Here is an 18,238-nt window from a genome sequence, read left to right as displayed (position 1 = left end):
AGAGGAGGAAACTTTAGTGAGTGTAGATCGTTTAACAGGAGCGCAGTTAGTCAAGATGATTCAAAATGGCGCGGCGAATCTCTATCAAAATGCAGATTTCGTCGATTCATTGAACGTCTTCCCTGTGCCAGATGGTGATACGGGAACGAACATGAATTTGACGATGACTTCAGGTGCAAAAGAAGCAGGTAAATCAACTTCGGATTCTGTATCGGAAGTCGCGAACGTCTTCGCACGTGGATTATTGATGGGGGCGCGCGGAAACTCTGGCGTCATCTTAAGTCAATTGTTCCGTGGATTCTCGAAATCAATCGAAGGCAAAACAACGATTGATACGAAGGAATTCGCAGATGCGTTACAAAAAGGTGTCGATACAGCATACAAAGCAGTCATGAAACCGGTTGAAGGAACAATCTTGACGGTTGCCCGTGAAACAGCTGTCGCTGCTATCGCACAATCTGAGACGACGACGGATTTCTTAGAGTTGATGCGTCAACTCGTCGAAGCTTCGAAAGTATCGCTCGACGGAACACCAGAACTTCTTCCGGTATTAAAAGAAGTCGGTGTCGTTGACTCTGGTGGTCAAGGTCTCGTCTGTATCTATGAAGGATTCCTCGCAACACTCGAAGGAAAAGAACTCGACAAACCGCATGCGCCTGTCATGGAAGCACTCGTCGAAGCAGAGCATCATAAAACGGCTCAAAGCTTCATGTCGACAGAAGAAATCCATTACGGTTACTGTACGGAAATCATGGTTCGTTTCCAAGATGACAAGCTTGCGAATGCACCATTCAGCGAAGAAGACTTCCGTAACGAATTAGCGGAATTCGGTGATTCATTGCTCGTCGTAGCGGATGAAGAACTCCTTAAAGTTCATGTCCACGTTGAAACACCAGGAGAAGTCATCACAAAAGGACAACGTTTCGGTGAACTCGTCGCTGTTAAGATTGAAAACATGCGTCAACAACACTCGACGATCCTTGAAGAAGAAGGTGCGAACCAAGTCACTCCAGTCGCTGCACCGAAGGCAAAAGCGAAAGCAGCCCTCGTGACAGTCGCAATGGGTGAAGGAATCAGCGAACTCTTTAAATCACTCGGTGTCAGTGTCGTCATCGAAGGCGGACAAACGATGAACCCGTCGACGGAAGATATCGTTAAGGCGATCGAGGATGCACACGCTGAACACGTTTATGTCTATCCAAACAACTCGAACATCATCATGGCCGCTGAACAAGCAGCATCTGTTGCGAATTGTGGTGTGACGGTCGTGAAATCAAAAACAGTTCCACAAGGTTTAGCAGCAACAATCGTCTATAATCCAGAAGCGACTGTCGAAGAGAACGAAGCGCACATGGCAGATGCGATTGCAGCCGTTAAGTCGGGACAAGTCACATATGCCGTACGTGATACGAACATCGATGGTGTAGAAATCAAGAAGGACGACCATATGGCGATTGCTGAAAAACAAATCGTCGCTACGGACGCTTCAAGTCTTGGTGCAGTCAAGAAACTCGTCGATACACTCGTCACTGAGGACGACGAAATCATCACGGTTCTTTACGGTGAAGGCGTCTCAACAGAAGAAGTTGACGCACTCGTCGCGTACATCGAATCGGTCAATCCGGATGCTGAAGTGGAAGTCCACGACGGCAAACAACCACTTTATTCGTACATTTTAAGCGTCGAATAAAACCATCATACTGAAAAAGGGCGACTAGCCTTTTCACGAATCCCACCATCTGCGATAATAGAGGTGGGATTTCGTTTGTTTCATAGAGAGGGGAAAAGAAATGAAATATCGTAGCGTCTTTGACATCATCGGACCAGTCATGGTTGGTCCATCGAGCTCGCATACAGCAGGGGCTGCACGGATTGGATTGATGGCGGGTAAATTATTCGGGGAAACGCCTACTGTCATCCACATCACGTTTTACGGTTCATTCGCGGATACGTATCGTGGACATGGAACGGATGTCGCCATCATCGGCGGTGTTCTCGGATACGATACGTTTGACGACCGGATTCCACAATCGATCGATATCGCGAAGTCGAAAGGGATTGAGATTCATTTCGAGACGAGTGAGGCGTTGACGGATCATCCGAATACGGCTCGTGTCCATTTGACGAATGGAGTAGAAGAGTTTGAATTGGTTGGTATTTCAATTGGTGGGGGAACGATTGAAATCACGGAATTAAATGATGTACCGCTTCGTTTGTCCGGTGGGGGACCGGCACTCGTCGTCTTACACCATGACCGCTTTGGTGCGATTGCAGCCGTGACGAGCATTTTGGCTGATTACGAAATCAATATCGGGCATATGGAAGTGTCACGGCATGAAAAAGGAAAACAAGCACTTATGGCAATTGAGATTGATGACCGGATAACGGCAGAAGTGTTGGAAGAAATCGATCGGTTACCTCAAGTCGAGCGTGCCGTCATGATGGGAGAGTGAAGACATGTTTAAATCCGTAAAAGAACTCGTCGCCATCGCGACGGAACGAAATATTCCGATTTCGGAAGTCATGATCGAGCAAGAGATGACGGTTCGTCATTTAGAGCGAGATGAAGTCTATGCGATGATGGAACGAAACCTGCAAGTGATGGAAGAAGCAGTCGCTCGTTCACTTGATGGTGACGGTGTCCAGTCGGTGACAGGACTGACCGGTGGGGATGCTGTCTTGCTTCAACGGTACCGTGCTTCAGGTAAAGGATTATCCGGTGATTTATTACTGGACGCCGTTAGTAAGGCAATCGGAACGAATGAAGTCAATGCTGCGATGGGAAAAATTTGTGCGACACCAACGGCAGGGAGTGCCGGCGTCGTACCAGGTACACTATTTGCTGTCAAAGATCGGTTAAACCCAACGCGTGAGCAGATGTTACGCTTCTTGTTCACATCCGGTGCGTTTGGTTTCGTCGTCGCGAACAATGCATCGATTTCCGGAGCGGCTGGTGGCTGTCAAGCAGAAGTCGGTTCGGCAACAGCGATGGCAGCAGCTGCCATCGTTGAGATGGCGGGCGGAACACCGGATCAGTCAGCGCATGCTTTTGCGATCGCGCTGAAGAACATGCTTGGACTCGTCTGTGATCCTGTTGCAGGACTCGTCGAAGTGCCATGCGTGAAACGCAATGCGATGGGTGGGGCGAATGCTGTTGTCGCTGCCGACATGGCACTCGCTGGAATCACGTCACGGATTCCGTGTGATGAAGTCATCTCAGCCATGCATGAGATTGGTCAGATGATGCCGTCTGCGCTTCGCGAGACAGCAAAAGGTGGACTCGCGAATACGCCGACTGGTCGCTGGCTCGAAGCAAAAATCTTCGGAGAGTTATCGAATGAATCCATCACGTGACGTCAAGACATTAAAAGGTGTCGGACGGGATTTGGCGAAAAAACTAGAAGAGATGAATATTCTCACCGTTGCGGACGTGCTCGAGCACGTCCCGTTTCGTTATGACGACTTCGTGACGGGAAGTCTAACGGAAGCAATCCATGAGGATAAAGTCAAGTTCACGGGTCAAGTCCAATCTGAACCACTTGTGCGCTATTACGGAAAAGGAAAGAACCGTTTGACGTTCCGTTTGCTCGTCGAAGAACGGTATAGTGTGACCGTAACGATGTTCAACCGGGCATTCTACAAAGACCAATTGCAACTTGGGGCAGAAGTGACGGTCAGTGGCAAGTGGGACTTACACCGGATGACGATCTCTGCGACGGAATTGCAATTTGGAGCAATCGAAGGCGAATTGACACCGATCTACTCGCTACGGGGTGACATGCGGATGAAGACGTTCCGACGCGTCGTCGACTTGGCGTTCAAGGAGACTGAGGCATTAGCTGAACGGATCCCGGATAGTATCCGGAAGACATACCGGTTACAAGACCGGATGACGATGTTAAAGTCGCTTCATTTCCCAACGAATCGACAAGAGTTAACGGCTGCTCGTCGCAGTTATGTCTACGAGGAGTGCCTCTATTTCCAACTGAAATTACAGGCGTTACGTCTTGGACGACGGAAAGGTCAAGGGATTGCCTTGCCTTTACATGAAACGGATATTGCCAATTTCATCAAGAGCCTGCCGTTTCCGCTGACAGGTGCCCAGCAACGTGTGACAAAAGAGATCCTAGACGACATCGGTCGCGGCGAACGAATGAATCGGTTGCTGCAAGGGGATGTCGGAAGCGGGAAGACCGTCATCGCTGCCATCGCCTTGTTCGCGACGGTTCGTGCCGGAAAACAAGGCGCCTTGATGGTGCCGACCGAAATTTTAGCGGAACAGCATGCAGCGTCGCTCGCCCCATTGCTTGAACCACTTGGGATTCGGGTCGGTTTACTGACGAGTTCCGTTAAAGGGAAAGCGCGTGCACACTTGCTCGAAGCCCTCGCAACAGGAGAGATCGACGTCTTGGTCGGAACACATGCGCTGATTCAAGACACCGTCCAGTTCAAGGCATTACACCTCGTCATCACCGATGAACAACATCGCTTCGGTGTCGAACAACGGAAACGATTGCGTGCGAAAGCTGAACAGGCAGATGTATTATATATGACAGCGACACCGATTCCGCGTACGCTTGCGATATCGGTCTTTGGAGATATGGATGTTTCGATCATCGATGAGATGCCGGCGGGACGAAAGGAAATCGAGACCTACTGGGCGAAACCGCAACAGATGGAACGCGTTTTCGGGTTCGTCGAGAAAGAATTGTCGCAAGGTCGACAAGCCTACGTCATCACGCCATTGATCGAGGAATCCGAATCACTCGAAGTTCAAAATGCGATCGAATTACATGCGACATTGACTGAGCGGTTCAAGCCCTATCATGTCGGTTTGATGCATGGGCGCTTGACTTCTTCAGAAAAAGACGAGGTCATGCAGGCATTCAAGGAGAATACCGTTCAAATCCTTGTTTCGACGACGGTCGTCGAGGTCGGTGTGAACGTTCCGAATGCATCGATCATCGTCATTCATGATGCAGAACGCTTCGGTCTTGCGCAATTACACCAATTAAGAGGACGCGTCGGTCGAGGCGATGCCCAGTCTTACTGTATTCTAATCGCCGATCCCTCTTCCGATACGGGAAAAGAACGGATCAAGACAATGACGGAGACGAACGATGGCTTCAAGCTAGCGGAAAAGGATTTAAAACTGCGCGGAGCCGGAAATTTCTTCGGTACCGAACAAAGTGGATTACCGCGCTTCGTCTTGACCGATCCGGCGCTTGATATACAAGTCATGGAAACTGCGCGACAAGATGCAGTCCGCTTACTGCGATCGGACGCCTTTTGGCAAGCGCCGGAATACGATGTCTTGCGTGACTATATCGAACGACAAGGGCTACTTGAAGGAGAAAGAATCGAATAATACTTGAAAGTGAACAACAAGGGATATATACTACTGTTAGTACCAGGTAATAATAGTGGTCATCCTTCTTGTGGGAGGAACATACATGCGGGTACCTAAAAAAGAGAGACAACAAGAATTATTACAGACGATCGAGCAAAATCCGTTCATCACGGATGAAGCGCTGGCGACACGATTCCGTGTCAGTATCCAGACGATTCGTCTCGACCGGATGGAATTAAAGATTCCGGAATTACGGGAGCGAATTAAACACGTCGCGACCGAACGGCTGGATGATGTGCGTACGTTGACTGAAAATGAAGTCATTGGTGATATGATTGACCTGAAACTCGATACATCTGCGATCTCGATCCTTGAGATTTTGCCGGAACATGCGTTTAGTCGGAATGCGATCGCCCGCGGACATATTTTGTTCGCGCAGGCAAACTCGCTTGCGATTGCGCTCATCGACGATGAACTCGCGTTGACGACACGTGCGAACGTTCAGTTCACACGCTCCGTTCACGTCGGAGAACGCGTCGTTGCGAAGGCATTCGTCAGTTCCCATCGTCAAGATGGTCGTTCTGACATCACGGTGGAGAGTTATGTCGGTGAAGAATGTGTCTTCATCGGTGAGTTCACGGTGTATCGAAGTAGCAAGGAGGAATCGAAATGATTTTAGCAGTTGACGCTATGGGGGGCGACCACGCACCCCGTGCCATCGTAGAAGGGGTCGTTGCCTATTTGGCAGAACGTCCAAACGAAAACATCGATATCCGACTAGTCGGAGATGAGTTGAAATTACGCTCATACACAATCGAGGATCCGCGCGTGACGATCGTCCACGCGGCATCCGTCATCACCGGAGAAGATGAACCGGTACGTGCGATTCGCCGCAAGAAAGATAGCTCACTCGTTGTGGCTGCAAACCTGGTGAAATCAGGAGAGGCAGATGCCTTGATTTCAGCAGGCAACACGGGAGCGCTCATGACTGCCGGATTGTTCGTCATCGGTCGAATCGAAGGAGTTGACCGTCCTGCACTGGCCCCGACTTTCCCGACACGTAATGGGAAAGGTGTCGTCATCTTAGATGTTGGCGCCAACCCGGATGCGAAGGCAGAGCATTTGCTCGATTATGCCATCATGGGGTCTGTCTACGCAGAACAAGTTCGCGGCATCACACGTCCAAAAGTCGGACTCCTGAATATCGGATCAGAAGCCGGTAAAGGGAATGCACTGACGAAGGAAACGTATCCGCTACTTGAGACAGCACCGATTCATTTCGTTGGGAACGTCGAGGCGAGAGAAGCGATGAGCGGTGACGTCGATGTCATCGTCACGGAAGGTTTTGCCGGCAATACGTTACTTAAGAGTACAGAAGGGGCTGCCAGTATGATCATGGGTGTCATGAAAGAACAATTCATGAGCTCTTGGACATCAAAGCTAGCCGCTCTCGTACTAAAACCGAAGTTGAAAAAAATGAAGCAGTTGCTCGCTTATGAAGAATATGGCGGTGCCGGACTATTCGGCATAGCGGCTCCGGTCATTAAGGCGCATGGTTCAAGTAATGCCTACGCCTTCAGCCGAGCGCTCGTTCAAGCTGAGAAGATGGTCGAACAAGAAGTCGTTGCCAAAATCGTTCAAGCGAAAGCAACAGAAGCACGTTAAGAAGGAGTGAGACGAGATGGGGAAAACAGTTTGGATGTTTCCGGGACAAGGGTCACAAACCCCTGGAATGGGACAGACGCTCATCACGCAAGACGAGACACGCCAAGCACTCGCTGACCTCGGAACGCGAATTGGTCTGGATCTGACGACGCTGATGACGACAGGGACGAAGGATGAATTGAAAGCGACGGACATCGCTCAACCAGCCATCGTCGCACACAGTGCATTACTCGCACAGCAGTACGCAGCACAAGGACATACACCTGATTTCGTACTCGGACACAGTGTTGGAGAATATAGTGCGCTCGTCGCAGCTTCTGTCATCACACCGTCTGAAGCCGTCTATCTCGTCCGAGAACGCGGAAAACTCATGAATCAAGTCACGGGTGGAACGATGGCGGCGGTCATCGGCATGAATGATGTCGAGGCAGCCCATCACGCGGTCGAATCGATTGCGGCAACGGGAGAGATCGTCCAGATCGCCAACTACAACTGTCCCGGGCAATTCGTCATCTCCGGACAAATCGCAGCGGTCGAATCCGCTACAGCGAAGTTAAAAGAGCTCGGAGCAAAACGTGTCTTACCGCTTGATGTCTCAGGTGCGTTCCATTCGTCACTCATGACACCATTCGCACCACGATTCGAAGACATTCTTGTTTCGTCACCGTTTGAAGCGGCGAAGACGAAATTCATCTCGAACGTCGACAGTGCGTTCCACGATCAACCAGACGAATTGATTCGTTTGCTCGTTCAGCAGCTCTACTCACCGGTTCGATTCGAATCATGCGTCGAGCGTCTGATCGAAGAAGGTGCGGATACATTCATCGAGTTCGGTCCATCATCTCCGTTGAGCGGTCTCGTGAAACGAATCAAAAAAGATGCGAAGATCATCAGCATCACGACACTTGAGCAATTGGAAGCGGAGGGAATTCGTTGAGTAAAGTAGCACTCGTCACTGGCGCGTCACGCGGCATCGGAGCTGCCATCGCGAAGCGATTGGCAACAGATGGTTTCCGTGTCGTCGTCAACTATGCAGGAAGCACGGACAAGGCGGAAGCTGTCGTCCGTGAAATCAAGGAAGCAGGCGGAGAGGCACTCGCGATTCAAGCGAATGTCGCTGAAGCAGATGCTGTCAAACAGATGATCAAACAGACGATCGACACATTCGGTCAACTGGATTGTGTCGTCAATAATGCCGGCATCACGCGTGATGGTTTGCTGATGCGTATGAAGGAAGCGGATTTCGATGCTGTCATCGATACGAACCTGAAAGGGGCGTTTCTCGTCACACAAGCCGCGACACGTCCGTTGTTAAAAACAAGCGGTCGTATCATCAACATCGCATCAGTCGTCGGTATTTCCGGAAATCCAGGGCAAGCGAACTATGTCGCAGCGAAAGCGGGTCTGATTGGGCTGACGAAATCCGTCGCACGTGAACTCGCTAGTAAAGGCGTCACAGTCAATGCCATCTGTCCAGGATTCATCGAAACGGACATGACGGACGAATTGACAGAAGAACAGCGGAACCTGTCACTCGGGCAAATTCCGTTGAAACGCTTCGGTCAAACCGACGATATTGCTTCACTCGTCAGTTTCATCGCTTCAGATGAAGCGCGATACATCACAGGACAAACTCTTGCCGTCGATGGCGGCATGACGATGTAACACAACTAACGGTAGTACTTTGCCAAATCGGCAATCATCTTATATACTCAACTCATGGAGGGATTTTAAAATGACAAAAGAACAAATCTTAGTAGACGTACAAGAAGCAATCGCAGAAAAATTAGGAAAAGAACAAAGTGAAATCACACTTGATAAATCGTTCAAAGACGACCTCGGTGCTGACTCTCTCGAAGTCATGGAACTCGTCATGGACTTAGAAGACAAGTTCGAAATCACGATCGAAGATGAGCAAGCAGAAAACTTGAAGACTGTCGGCGATGTCGTCAACTACATCGAAACACAAGTCTGATCATTGAAGCTGACCCACCGCAATTTGCGGTGGGCTTTAGCTGTTTAGGAGGAACTATGACGAATCAAAAAGGACGTCGTGTCCGAAAAGGACCCTATGTAAAACGACGCAAGGATGCTCGGACGCTCGCTCAAATCGAGCAGAAATTCGAAGCGTTACAAGAGCGCCTGAATATCACGTTTTCTAATGTCGAGCTATTAAAACAAGCCTTCACGCACTCTTCGTTCGTCAATGAACAACGCGAGTCTGAAGGGGATAACGAACGCCTAGAATTTTTAGGGGACGCGGTCTTAGAGTTGACGGTGTCACGCTATCTATTCGAACACTACCCGGAACGTTCCGAGGGGGAATTAACGAAATTGCGAGCGGCAATCGTCTGTGAACCGTCACTCGTCCAATTTGCGAATCACTATCAGTTTTCCGATATGATTCTGTTAGGTAAGGGGGAAGAACTGACCGGTGGTCGGAATCGTCCAGCCTTACTTGCGGATGTCTTCGAATCCTTCATTGGCGCCTTGTATCTTGACCAAGGCATCGAAGCAGCCGAACGATTCCTCGCCGAAGCGGTTTTTCCGAAAGTGGCGACAGGCTTTTTTGAAGAACAGACAGATTTCAAGAGTCAATTACAGGAAGCGATTCAGCGTGTCGGTTTAGGTGTCATCGAGTATGAAATCATCGAGGAGCGCGGTCCGGCGCATAGTCGGGAATTTATCTCGCGTGTCCAAGTCGCGGATGAGCTTGAAGGGATCGGGACTGGCCGTTCGAAAAAAGAGGCAGAACAACAGGCGGCAAAACAAGCCTTACTTGAATTAAAGAAACAGTTTTAAGCAACAAAAGGCCGACCATCTCTCGAATGCGTGAGAGATGATCGGCCTTTATCGTGTGGTGCTTACTCGATTAAACAGTCTTAAGGGATTTCAGTTCGTCGACGATCGCGTCGACCTCTGCAAGTGATAGCGAGTCTCGCATCATGACGAACTCATAAATCTCTTTTAAGTCCTCATTTTTTGAGCCATCGAACTGTTCTGCTTTAATGACCCCTTTGTTGATGATATTCAATTTATCTAAGATCGCTTCAATCATTTGTTCAATCGTCATCGTGTTATTCGCTCCTCTTCTTCTTGTTTCGCGTGATACTACCTTAAAACCTATCATGTTGCTAGCGTTTCGGCTATGGTAAACTGAAAGAAATTCAAAAGAAATTTAAACATACGGGTGATCAAGATGTACTTAAAACGAATTGAAATCAATGGCTTCAAATCATTTGCCAGTCGAACTGAATTAGAATTCCTTCCGGGTGTCACGGCAGTCGTCGGACCGAACGGAAGTGGGAAATCAAATATATCGGACGCTGTCCGTTGGGTGCTCGGAGAACAATCTGCGAAGTCACTGCGCGGGGCGAAGATGGAAGACGTCATTTTTGCCGGCAGTCTGTCTGAACACCGGAAACAATTTGCCGAGGTGACGCTCGTCTTAGACAACGAGTCAGGAACGGTTGCGTTGCCGTATCAGGAAATCAGTGTCACGCGGCGTGTCAGCCGCAACGGAGACAGCGATTATTTTTTAAATAAAAAACCATGTCGCCTGAAGGATGTCCTTGATCTGTTCATGGACACAGGCTTGTCGCGTGATGCTTTTGCAATCATCGGACAAGGGCGAGTTGAACAAGTCATCTCCGGTAAACCGGAAGAACGCCGTGCTGTCATCGAGGAAGCAGCAGGCGTCTTGAAGTATCGTCATCGCAAGAAGCAAGCCGAGCGGAAATTAAGTGATACGGAAGCGAATCTATCGCGTGTCGATGATATTTTATATGAACTTGGCGGACGAATCGAGCCGTTACGTGAACAAGCGGCGCTCGCGAAAGAGTATCTCGTCGCTCGAGAACGGCATGATGTCCTCGAGCGTGGTATCTTGGCGCATGAAATCACGACGTATCAGACGGAGCTCGAAACACTAGCGCGTGACATCGCACAATGTGAAGAACGCCTTGCGTCTCAAAAGACGACTTACGAAGAGACCGTCTTGTCCCGAGAAAATCAAGAATCGACGCTCGAAGAAGAACGACAACAAGAAAACGCGTTGCAGGAGCAACTTCGACATGTCTCGACGCGACTTGTTGAGATCCAAGGTGCCCTTAACCTAGCGAAAGAGCGTGAAAAACACGGGACCGAGACGAAAGAGCGACTCGAACAAGAGGTTGCCGTCGTCGAAGAACGCGTCAAGGAACTGGAACTCGAACTGACCGCTTTACAGGAACGCCAAGCAGAAGTCGATCAGGAAGCAAAGCGGATCACAGCTGAACGGGAACGAGCCGATCAAGCGCTGACACAAACCGATCGTGATTTCGATAAGGAAGCCGAAGTATTACGTTCGGAAGCCTTTGAAGTGGCGAGTCGATTAGCTGCGACGAATAATGCCTATAATCGGGCGAAGCAAGATCTCATGCAGGCAGAAGAACAACAACGTTCATTTACGGCGGACAGCGGTACGAAACAATCGACGCGTCGTCAACTCGAGGAAGACGTCGCTCGACTAGAGGCGGATGTCGCTTCGATCCGGACGAAGTTGGACCAAGCAACGGAAGAAGAGACGACGGCACTTGCAGCACGAAATGAACAACAACATGCGTTACGACAAGTCGAACAGTCCGTTGCGGATTTAGAGCGACGTCGGCATAAGACGGAAGACCGGATTGAATTCCTTGAATCCGTCAAAGCCGACTATAGCGGTTATTTCGGTGCCGTGAAGACGATTTTAAAACAACGAGATCAGCACCCAGGTATTTACGGAGCGGTCGCGGAGTTGATTTCGGTTCCGGCGCGGTTTGAAGCGGCAATCGAGACAGCGCTTGGTGGGGCAATGCAAAACATCGTCGTTGATACCGATGCGACAGGACGTCGTCTGATCCAGGAGCTTCGGCGGTTAAATGCCGGTCGAGCGACGTTCATGCCGCTCGCCTCACTCCAAGCACGCGAAGTCAATCGTTCAGTACGAGAACAAGTCGGTGGAATGTCTGGGTTCGTCGGGATCGCAAGTGATCTCGTGACGACAGACGAGACGTTGACGAAATTAAAGATGAACTTGCTCGGTACGACACTCGTCGTCGAGTCACTCGAACAGGCGAACCAAATCGCCCGTTCGACAGGACATCGCTATCGTCTCGTCACGCTCGAAGGAGATGTCGTCAACGTCGGCGGTACGATGACTGGCGGAAGTCGGAAAAAAGGCACACCATTGTTCAGTCAATCGCGCGAGCTTGATGAGTTAAAAGAGGGACTGACGCGCGGGCAAGCGGTCATTCGAGAGCAGATGCGCCGCTTGGAAGATCTGAGAGCGGCGATCCAGACTCTTGATGCTACTGCTCGGACGCGGACAGAAACGATTCAAGCATTACAAGGACAACTCGAACAATCGCGCGATACGTTAGCAGATGCGAACCGTCATCTTGCTGTCATGACGTCTGAATTATCAGTTGAAGATCGACAGATGGCACGTGTACTCGAACAAGAACAGGAAGCACGTCGGATCATCGAGACGTCGGAAGTCGATATCGCAAAATGGACGGAGCGTCAAACGGAGCTCAGACAAGCCTTAGATCGTCTCAAGGATGCGCAAGCCCGTGGTGCCGTCACGATGGACGAACTGAAGAAGGAACAAGCAGAAGCAGTTCTCGAAGAGCGGACGATTCAAATGAAACAAGCGCAGCTTACGCAAGAGATCGAACGCCTGACGGAACAGGTCAGTCACGCGAAGCTTGAACGTGGTCATAAACGCCGTGACTTGCGTCATGTCCTCGAAGGATTCGACGAAGCGAAAATCGATGCCTTGCACGCGGAACAGCGCGAACAGGAACAGGAACAACAACAGGTCGAGACCGAACTCGTCGCGATCGGGCAACGGATTCAAGTACAAGCAGAATCCCTGCGCTTGATCCGGATCCGCGAAGCGAAGACGAAGGACGATCAACAAACGACGAAACAGGCACTCGAGCAGCTACGACTCTCGCAAGGGAAAACGAGCACGCGTCTTGAGACAAGACAAGAAATGCTGGAAGAGATGGGATTACTGCTCGAACTGATTGCACCACTTGATTTATCGTATGAAGAGGCAAAAGAGGAAATTCATCTGCTCAAACGCCAACTCGAAGAAATCGGCATCGTCAACATCGGTGCGATTGAGGAATTCGCAGAGGTCGATGAACGGTTTACGTTCCTATCCGCGCAACGGGATGATCTCGTCGCTGCTAAAACCGATCTCTATGGCGTCATCGAAGAGATGGACCGAGAAGTCATTCGATTGTTCCGTCAAACGTATGATGCTGTCCGAGAACACTTCCGGGAAACATTCCGCGAGTTATTCGGGGGCGGTGAAGCCGATCTAGTCCTCGTTGACCCGAGTGATCTGTTGACGAGTGGAATTGATATCGTTGCCAAACCGCCTGGTAAGAAGCTGCAGAATTTGTCGCTCTTGTCCGGTGGAGAGCGTGCTTTGACAGCAATCGCCTTATTATTTGCGATTCTAAAGACACGTCCTGTCCCGTTCTGTGTCCTCGATGAGGTCGAGGCGGCGCTTGACGAAGCGAACGTCGCGCGATTCGGCGAGTTCGTCCATCAGCTAGCACGCGAGACACAGTTCGTCATCATCACCCATCGGAAAGGAACGATGGAGGCGGCAGATGTCCTTTACGGCGTCACGATGCAGCAAAACGGGATATCTGAAGTGTTATCCGTTAAACTAGAAGAGGCACGACGTACATTAAGTGAAGAACCAAAGGAGATTAAACGATGAGTTTCTTTAAAAAACTGAAAGACCGCTTGACGACTTCGACACAAGAAGTCACGACTAAATTTACGGAAGGCTTGACGAAGACACGCGACGGATTAGCGAGTGCCGTCAATGATCTCGTCTACCGCTTCCGTGAAGTCGATGAAGACTTTTTCGAAGAGTTAGAAGAAGTGTTGATCCAAGCAGACGTCGGTGTGACGACAACGATGGATTTGGTCGAAGAATTAAAGACAGAAGTCAAACGACGTAACGTCAAGGATCCAAAACAAGTCCGGGATGTCCTCGTTGAAGTCGTCGCGAACATGTTAGTCGAAGAAGAAGAGACAGCCCTTGATCTTGATCATGAGCTGAATGTCATCCTCTTCGTTGGTGTCAACGGGGTCGGTAAGACGACAACGATCGGGAAACTTGCGAACCGATTAAAACAAGAAGGTAAGAGCGTCATGTTAGCAGCGGGAGATACGTTCCGGGCTGGTGCGATCGATCAACTGCAAGTCTGGGGCGAACGCTCCGGTGTACCGGTCATTCGTCAAGGCGAAGGCTCCGATCCGGCTGCTGTCGTTTATGACGCCGTCCAAGCAGCGAAAGCACGTAAGGTCGACGTCCTGATTTGTGATACGGCGGGACGCCTACAAAACAAGGTCAATTTGATGAACGAGCTCGAAAAGGTCAAACGCGTCATTGAACGTGAGATTCCAGGCGCACCCCATGAAGTGTTACTAGCACTTGACGCAACAACAGGACAAAACGCGATGGTGCAGGCAAAAGCCTTCAAACAAGCGACGAACGTTAGCGGAATCGTTTTAACGAAACTTGACGGCACAGCAAAAGGTGGGATTGTTCTTGCGATCAAGAACGAGCTGAATCTACCGGTGAAGTTCGTGGGTCTCGGTGAAAAAATCGATGATTTACAACCATTTGACGCAGAACAATTCGTATATGGACTGTTCGGCGATGTCTTTGAAGAAAAAGAAAACGTCGACACGGAAGAAAGCGCGGAATAAGCGACGTTTCATGTAAAGAAAAAAACTTGACAACACACTGTGAGGGCTGTACTATACTATCTGTAAAGGAATTTCACTTAACATTGCGGAGGTGCTCGAATGACACTTGATAAAACGAACCGGATGAATTATCTGATTGACTTTTATCAGGAGCTTTTGACGCCAAAACAACGGAATTACATGTCACTCTATTACTTAGATGACTTTTCCTTAGGTGAGATCGCCGATGAGTTTGAAGTCAGCCGACAAGCAGTCTACGACAACATAAAACGCACGGAAGCCATGCTCGAGCAGTATGAAGAACGACTATCGCTGTTCAAGAAACACGAACGGCGAAAGCAGTTACTCGATCAGCTGAAGCAATGCGACCTTCCGGGTGAAGCCCTAGTGATCATTGAGACATTGGAGCAATTAGAGTAGGAGGCATTCTTAATGGCATTCGAAGGATTATCGGAACGGCTTCAAGCCAGTCTCGCTAAAATGCGAGGTAAAGGTAAGATTTCTGAAGCAGACGTCAAAGAGATGATGCGCGAAGTTCGCTTAGCGCTACTCGAAGCCGACGTCAACTTCAAGGTCGTCAAACAATTCGTAAATGATGTAAAGGAACGCGCCGTCGGTCAGGATGTCATGACGTCATTGACGCCAGGGCAACAAGTCGTCAAAATCGTCCATGACGAATTGACGAATCTGATGGGTGCAGAAGTGTCACCGTTGACGCTTGCGAACCGTCCTCCGACCGTCATCATGATGACGGGTCTGCAAGGGGCAGGTAAAACAACGACAACGGGTAAACTTGCCAATCATTTACGTAAAAAACATAATCGTAGTCCTTTGCTTGTTGCGGCGGATATTTATCGTCCGGCAGCAATCAAACAATTAGAGACACTTGGTAAACAATTGGAGTTACCGGTCTTCTCGATGGGAGATCAGGTTAGTCCACAAGAAATCGTTACCGGTGCACTCGATTATGCAAAAGAGCATCATCACGATATCGTGTTGATCGATACGGCAGGTCGCTTACACGTCGATGAGGAACTGATGCAGGAACTCGTTGATGTCAAGGAGATCGCCAAACCGCATGAAATCTTCCTTGTCGTCGATTCGATGACGGGTCAGGATGCCGTCAACGTCGCAGAGAGCTTCAACGAGAAGCTTGGCGTAACGGGAGTCGTTCTGACGAAGCTCGACGGAGATACGCGAGGTGGTGCAGCACTCTCCATCAAGGCAGTCACCGGAGCACCGATTAAGTTCGTCGGTCTTGGAGAGAAGCTCGATGCCATCGAACCATTCTATCCCGAGCGGATGGCGTCTCGGATTCTAGGCATGGGAGACATGCTGACACTGATTGAAAAAGCAGAGTCACAAATGGACGCTACGCGTGCCAAAGAGTTAGAAAGCAAAATGCGCGATGCATCGTTTACATTCGATGATTTCATCGAGCAGTTGCAGCAAGTGAAACAGATGGGTCCACTCGACGAATTGTTGGGAATGATCCCTGGGGCAGGTAAAGGGAAGATGAAGGGGTTGAAAAACGCCCAAATCGATGAGAAGCAACTCGTGTATGTCGAAGCGATCATCCAATCGATGACAAAACGAGAGCGGACTGAACCTGAAATCTTGAATGCGAGCCGTCGGAAGCGGATTGCCCGCGGTAGCGGACGCAGTATCCAAGAAGTCAACCGCCTCATTAAACAGTTCGAAGACATGCGGAAAATGATGAAACAATTTTCCGGACAGATGGGCAAAGGGAAAAAGAAAGGCTTTGGCCTTCCATTCTTTTAAAAGTCTTTTCTCTTTTGCTGTAACGTTGTATACTAATGAAGTTGTCAATTTGACTAAACGAAAAAATCATTTATTATTTGGAGGGACTTACGAATGGCAGTTAAAATTCGTCTTAAGCGCATGGGCGCAAAAAAATCACCTTTCTACCGTGTGGTAGTAGCAGACTCACGTGCACCACGTGATGGTCGTTTCATCGAGCAAATCGGATACTACAATCCAGTTGCTAAACCAGAAGCAGAAGTTAAAATCAACGAAGAGCTAGCTCTTAAATGGCTCTCTGAAGGTGCTAAACCTTCGGACACAGTTCGTAACCTCTTCTCACAAGCTGGTATCATGGAGAAATTCCACAACGCGAAACTCGCGAAGTAAGACGTTAGGAGGTGAGCGAAAGCTTACCTCCTTTTTTTAATTCAAGAAAGGAAGTGAAACGAATGGAATGGTTGGAAATTGCGAAAATCGCCAACACGCACGGTCTAAAAGGGGAATTGAAGTTACTCGCAAGCACGGATTTCCCGGAAGAACGCTTTAAGGTCGGAAAAGAAGTCTTTCTCGGCTCTGAAGGCACGTATACACCGGTAACGATCAGTGGCTACCGAAAGCATAAACAATTCATCATGGTGACGTTCAAAGGCATGCATCATATCAATGACGTCGAGAAGTACAAAGGATTGAAACTCTATGTCCACGCAGAAGACTTACAGGACTTAGACGAGCATGAATTTTACTATCATGAGATCATCGGTTGTACGGTTTATGACGGTGAGACGAAAATCGGAGTCGTATCCGACATTCTCGAAACGGGCGCAAATGACGTCTGGACGATCAAACGTGACGGAAAAAAAGATGTCCTGATCCCGTATATCGAGCAAGTCGTCGCTTCCGTCGACGTCGAACAGAAACGTATTCAGATCACGCCGCTTCCGGGACTGATCGAGGAATGAACATCCGTGTATTGACGCTGTTTCCAGAGATGTTTTCAGCGCTTGATCATTCGATCGTCAAGCGAGCGCAAGACGATCAACACGTCATACTCGAAACCATCAATTTTCGAGACTTTTCAACGAATCGACATGGTAAGGTCGATGATTATCCGTATGGCGGAGGAGCCGGCATGCTGTTGACACCTCAACCCGTCTTCGATGCGATGGCAAGTCTACCGGAACGAAAACGACGAATCATCGTCATGACACCGACCGGTAAACGGTTTTCGCAACGAATGGCGGAAGAGTGGGCAAACGAAGAAGAACTCGTCTTCTTATGTGGTCACTATGAAGGGTTTGATCAGCGAATCCATGATCAGTTGGTGACGGATGAGGTCTCGCTCGGAGACTTCGTCTTGACGGGAGGAGAACTCGCTGCGATGACGATGATCGACGCCGTCGTTCGCCTCTTACCGGACGTCCTCGGTGCGTCTGCGAGTCACGAAGATGATTCCTTCTCGACGGGACTTCTCGAATACCCGCACTATACACGCCCGGCAGAATATAAAGGGTACCGAGTACCCGATGTCTTGTTATCAGGCAACCATGCCCGGATTGAAAAATGGCGACGGGAACAGTCGCTGAAGCGGACATATGAGCGGCGCCCTGATCTTCTAGTGGATGCATCGTTAACGGATGAAGATCAACGTTATTTAGACTCGATTTCAGGATTGTCAAACGACTGAATCTATGATAA

General features: G+C 49.4%; 18 protein-coding genes. 17 read left to right on the top strand and 1 reads right to left on the bottom strand.

The features are described from left to right. Positions 1-16: 16 nt before the first annotated feature. The 10 genes from KNQ08_RS07155 to rnc all read left to right on the top strand — a co-directional run bounded on the left by KNQ08_RS07155 (position 17) and on the right by rnc (position 9,817). On the top strand, positions 17-1,690 hold the full coding sequence (locus KNQ08_RS07155; protein WP_369815311.1) for a DAK2 domain-containing protein: 1,674 nt from the start codon (positions 17-19) through the stop codon (positions 1,688-1,690). A gap of 100 nt (positions 1,691-1,790) precedes the next feature. Beyond that, the gene (sdaAB, locus tag KNQ08_RS07150; RefSeq protein WP_214805169.1) at positions 1,791-2,453 is read left to right on the top strand and encodes an L-serine ammonia-lyase, iron-sulfur-dependent subunit beta; all 663 of its coding nucleotides are present in this window, start codon (positions 1,791-1,793) and stop codon (positions 2,451-2,453) included. Between the two features lie 4 nt (positions 2,454-2,457). Continuing rightward, positions 2,458-3,354, top strand: coding sequence for an L-serine ammonia-lyase, iron-sulfur-dependent, subunit alpha (sdaAA, locus tag KNQ08_RS07145; protein WP_023468754.1), 897 nt, complete (start codon positions 2,458-2,460; stop codon positions 3,352-3,354). After that, positions 3,338-5,368, top strand: coding sequence for an ATP-dependent DNA helicase RecG (recG, locus tag KNQ08_RS07140; protein WP_214805168.1), 2,031 nt, complete (start codon positions 3,338-3,340; stop codon positions 5,366-5,368). The genes sdaAA and recG overlap by 17 nt, the downstream gene beginning before the upstream one ends. 85 nt (positions 5,369-5,453) lie before the next feature. Next, positions 5,454-6,023: a transcription factor FapR gene (fapR, locus tag KNQ08_RS07135; RefSeq protein ID WP_023468752.1), complete on the top strand. Its 570-nt coding sequence runs from the start codon at positions 5,454-5,456 to the stop codon at positions 6,021-6,023. Further along, entirely contained in the window at positions 6,020-7,015 is a 996-nt protein-coding gene (gene plsX, locus KNQ08_RS07130; RefSeq protein WP_050677493.1) for a phosphate acyltransferase PlsX, read from the top strand. Before fapR ends, plsX begins: the two co-directional genes overlap by 4 nt. Positions 7,016-7,031: 16 nt before the next feature. Then, complete coding sequence (fabD, locus tag KNQ08_RS07125; protein WP_035396761.1) at positions 7,032-7,952, top strand: ACP S-malonyltransferase; 921 nt, start codon at positions 7,032-7,034, stop codon at positions 7,950-7,952. Further along, positions 7,949-8,680, top strand: a complete 732-nt coding sequence (fabG, locus tag KNQ08_RS07120) for a 3-oxoacyl-[acyl-carrier-protein] reductase (RefSeq protein ID WP_035396763.1) — start codon at positions 7,949-7,951, stop codon at positions 8,678-8,680. The genes fabD and fabG overlap by 4 nt, the downstream gene beginning before the upstream one ends. A gap of 70 nt (positions 8,681-8,750) precedes the next feature. Next, positions 8,751-8,990: an acyl carrier protein gene (acpP, locus tag KNQ08_RS07115; RefSeq protein ID WP_029342095.1), complete on the top strand. Its 240-nt coding sequence runs from the start codon at positions 8,751-8,753 to the stop codon at positions 8,988-8,990. Positions 8,991-9,046: 56 nt separating this feature from the next. Then, a complete protein-coding gene (gene rnc / locus KNQ08_RS07110) occupies positions 9,047-9,817 on the top strand; it encodes a ribonuclease III (RefSeq protein WP_023468747.1) in 771 nt (256 codons plus the stop codon). 70 nt (positions 9,818-9,887) lie between these two features. Here the strand turns inward: rnc and KNQ08_RS07105 are convergent, their stop codons facing one another. Next, positions 9,888-10,088, bottom strand: coding sequence for a DUF1128 family protein (locus KNQ08_RS07105; protein WP_023468746.1), 201 nt, complete (start codon positions 10,086-10,088; stop codon positions 9,888-9,890). Between the two features lie 126 nt (positions 10,089-10,214). Between KNQ08_RS07105 and smc the strand changes: the two genes are divergently transcribed. The 7 genes from smc (at position 10,215) to trmD (ending at position 18,227) form a co-directional block, all read left to right on the top strand. Next, positions 10,215-13,778 carry a chromosome segregation protein SMC gene (smc, locus tag KNQ08_RS07100; protein WP_214805167.1) on the top strand — a complete coding sequence of 1,188 codons (3,564 nt, stop codon included), beginning with the start codon at positions 10,215-10,217 and terminating at the stop codon, positions 13,776-13,778. Continuing rightward, positions 13,775-14,779, top strand: coding sequence for a signal recognition particle-docking protein FtsY (gene ftsY / locus KNQ08_RS07095; RefSeq protein WP_023468744.1), 1,005 nt, complete (start codon positions 13,775-13,777; stop codon positions 14,777-14,779). The genes smc and ftsY overlap by 4 nt, the downstream gene beginning before the upstream one ends. A 99-nt stretch (positions 14,780-14,878) precedes the next feature. After that, the gene (locus KNQ08_RS07090; protein WP_023468743.1) at positions 14,879-15,199 is read left to right on the top strand and encodes a putative DNA-binding protein; all 321 of its coding nucleotides are present in this window, start codon (positions 14,879-14,881) and stop codon (positions 15,197-15,199) included. A 12-nt stretch (positions 15,200-15,211) separates the two neighbouring features. Beyond that, the gene (gene ffh, locus KNQ08_RS07085; RefSeq protein ID WP_023468742.1) at positions 15,212-16,561 is read left to right on the top strand and encodes a signal recognition particle protein; all 1,350 of its coding nucleotides are present in this window, start codon (positions 15,212-15,214) and stop codon (positions 16,559-16,561) included. A gap of 93 nt (positions 16,562-16,654) precedes the next feature. Next, a complete protein-coding gene (gene rpsP, locus KNQ08_RS07080; RefSeq protein WP_023468741.1) occupies positions 16,655-16,930 on the top strand; it encodes a 30S ribosomal protein S16 in 276 nt (91 codons plus the stop codon). A 62-nt stretch (positions 16,931-16,992) separates the two neighbouring features. Next, positions 16,993-17,502 (top strand): ribosome maturation factor RimM, encoded by a 510-nt coding sequence (gene rimM, locus KNQ08_RS07075; RefSeq protein ID WP_023468740.1) that lies wholly within the window; start codon positions 16,993-16,995, stop codon positions 17,500-17,502. Continuing rightward, positions 17,499-18,227, top strand: a complete 729-nt coding sequence (gene trmD, locus KNQ08_RS07070; RefSeq protein ID WP_023468739.1) for a tRNA (guanosine(37)-N1)-methyltransferase TrmD — start codon at positions 17,499-17,501, stop codon at positions 18,225-18,227. Before rimM ends, trmD begins: the two co-directional genes overlap by 4 nt. Positions 18,228-18,238 lie beyond the last annotated feature (11 nt).

Source organism: Exiguobacterium sp. s46 (genome assembly GCF_018618875.1).
Taxonomy (GTDB): Bacteria; Bacillota; Bacilli; order Exiguobacteriales; family Exiguobacteriaceae; genus Exiguobacterium_A; species Exiguobacterium_A abrahamii.
The sequence above is the reverse complement of the archived record's forward strand: the minus strand, read 5'-3'. Positions and strand labels throughout refer to the sequence as shown.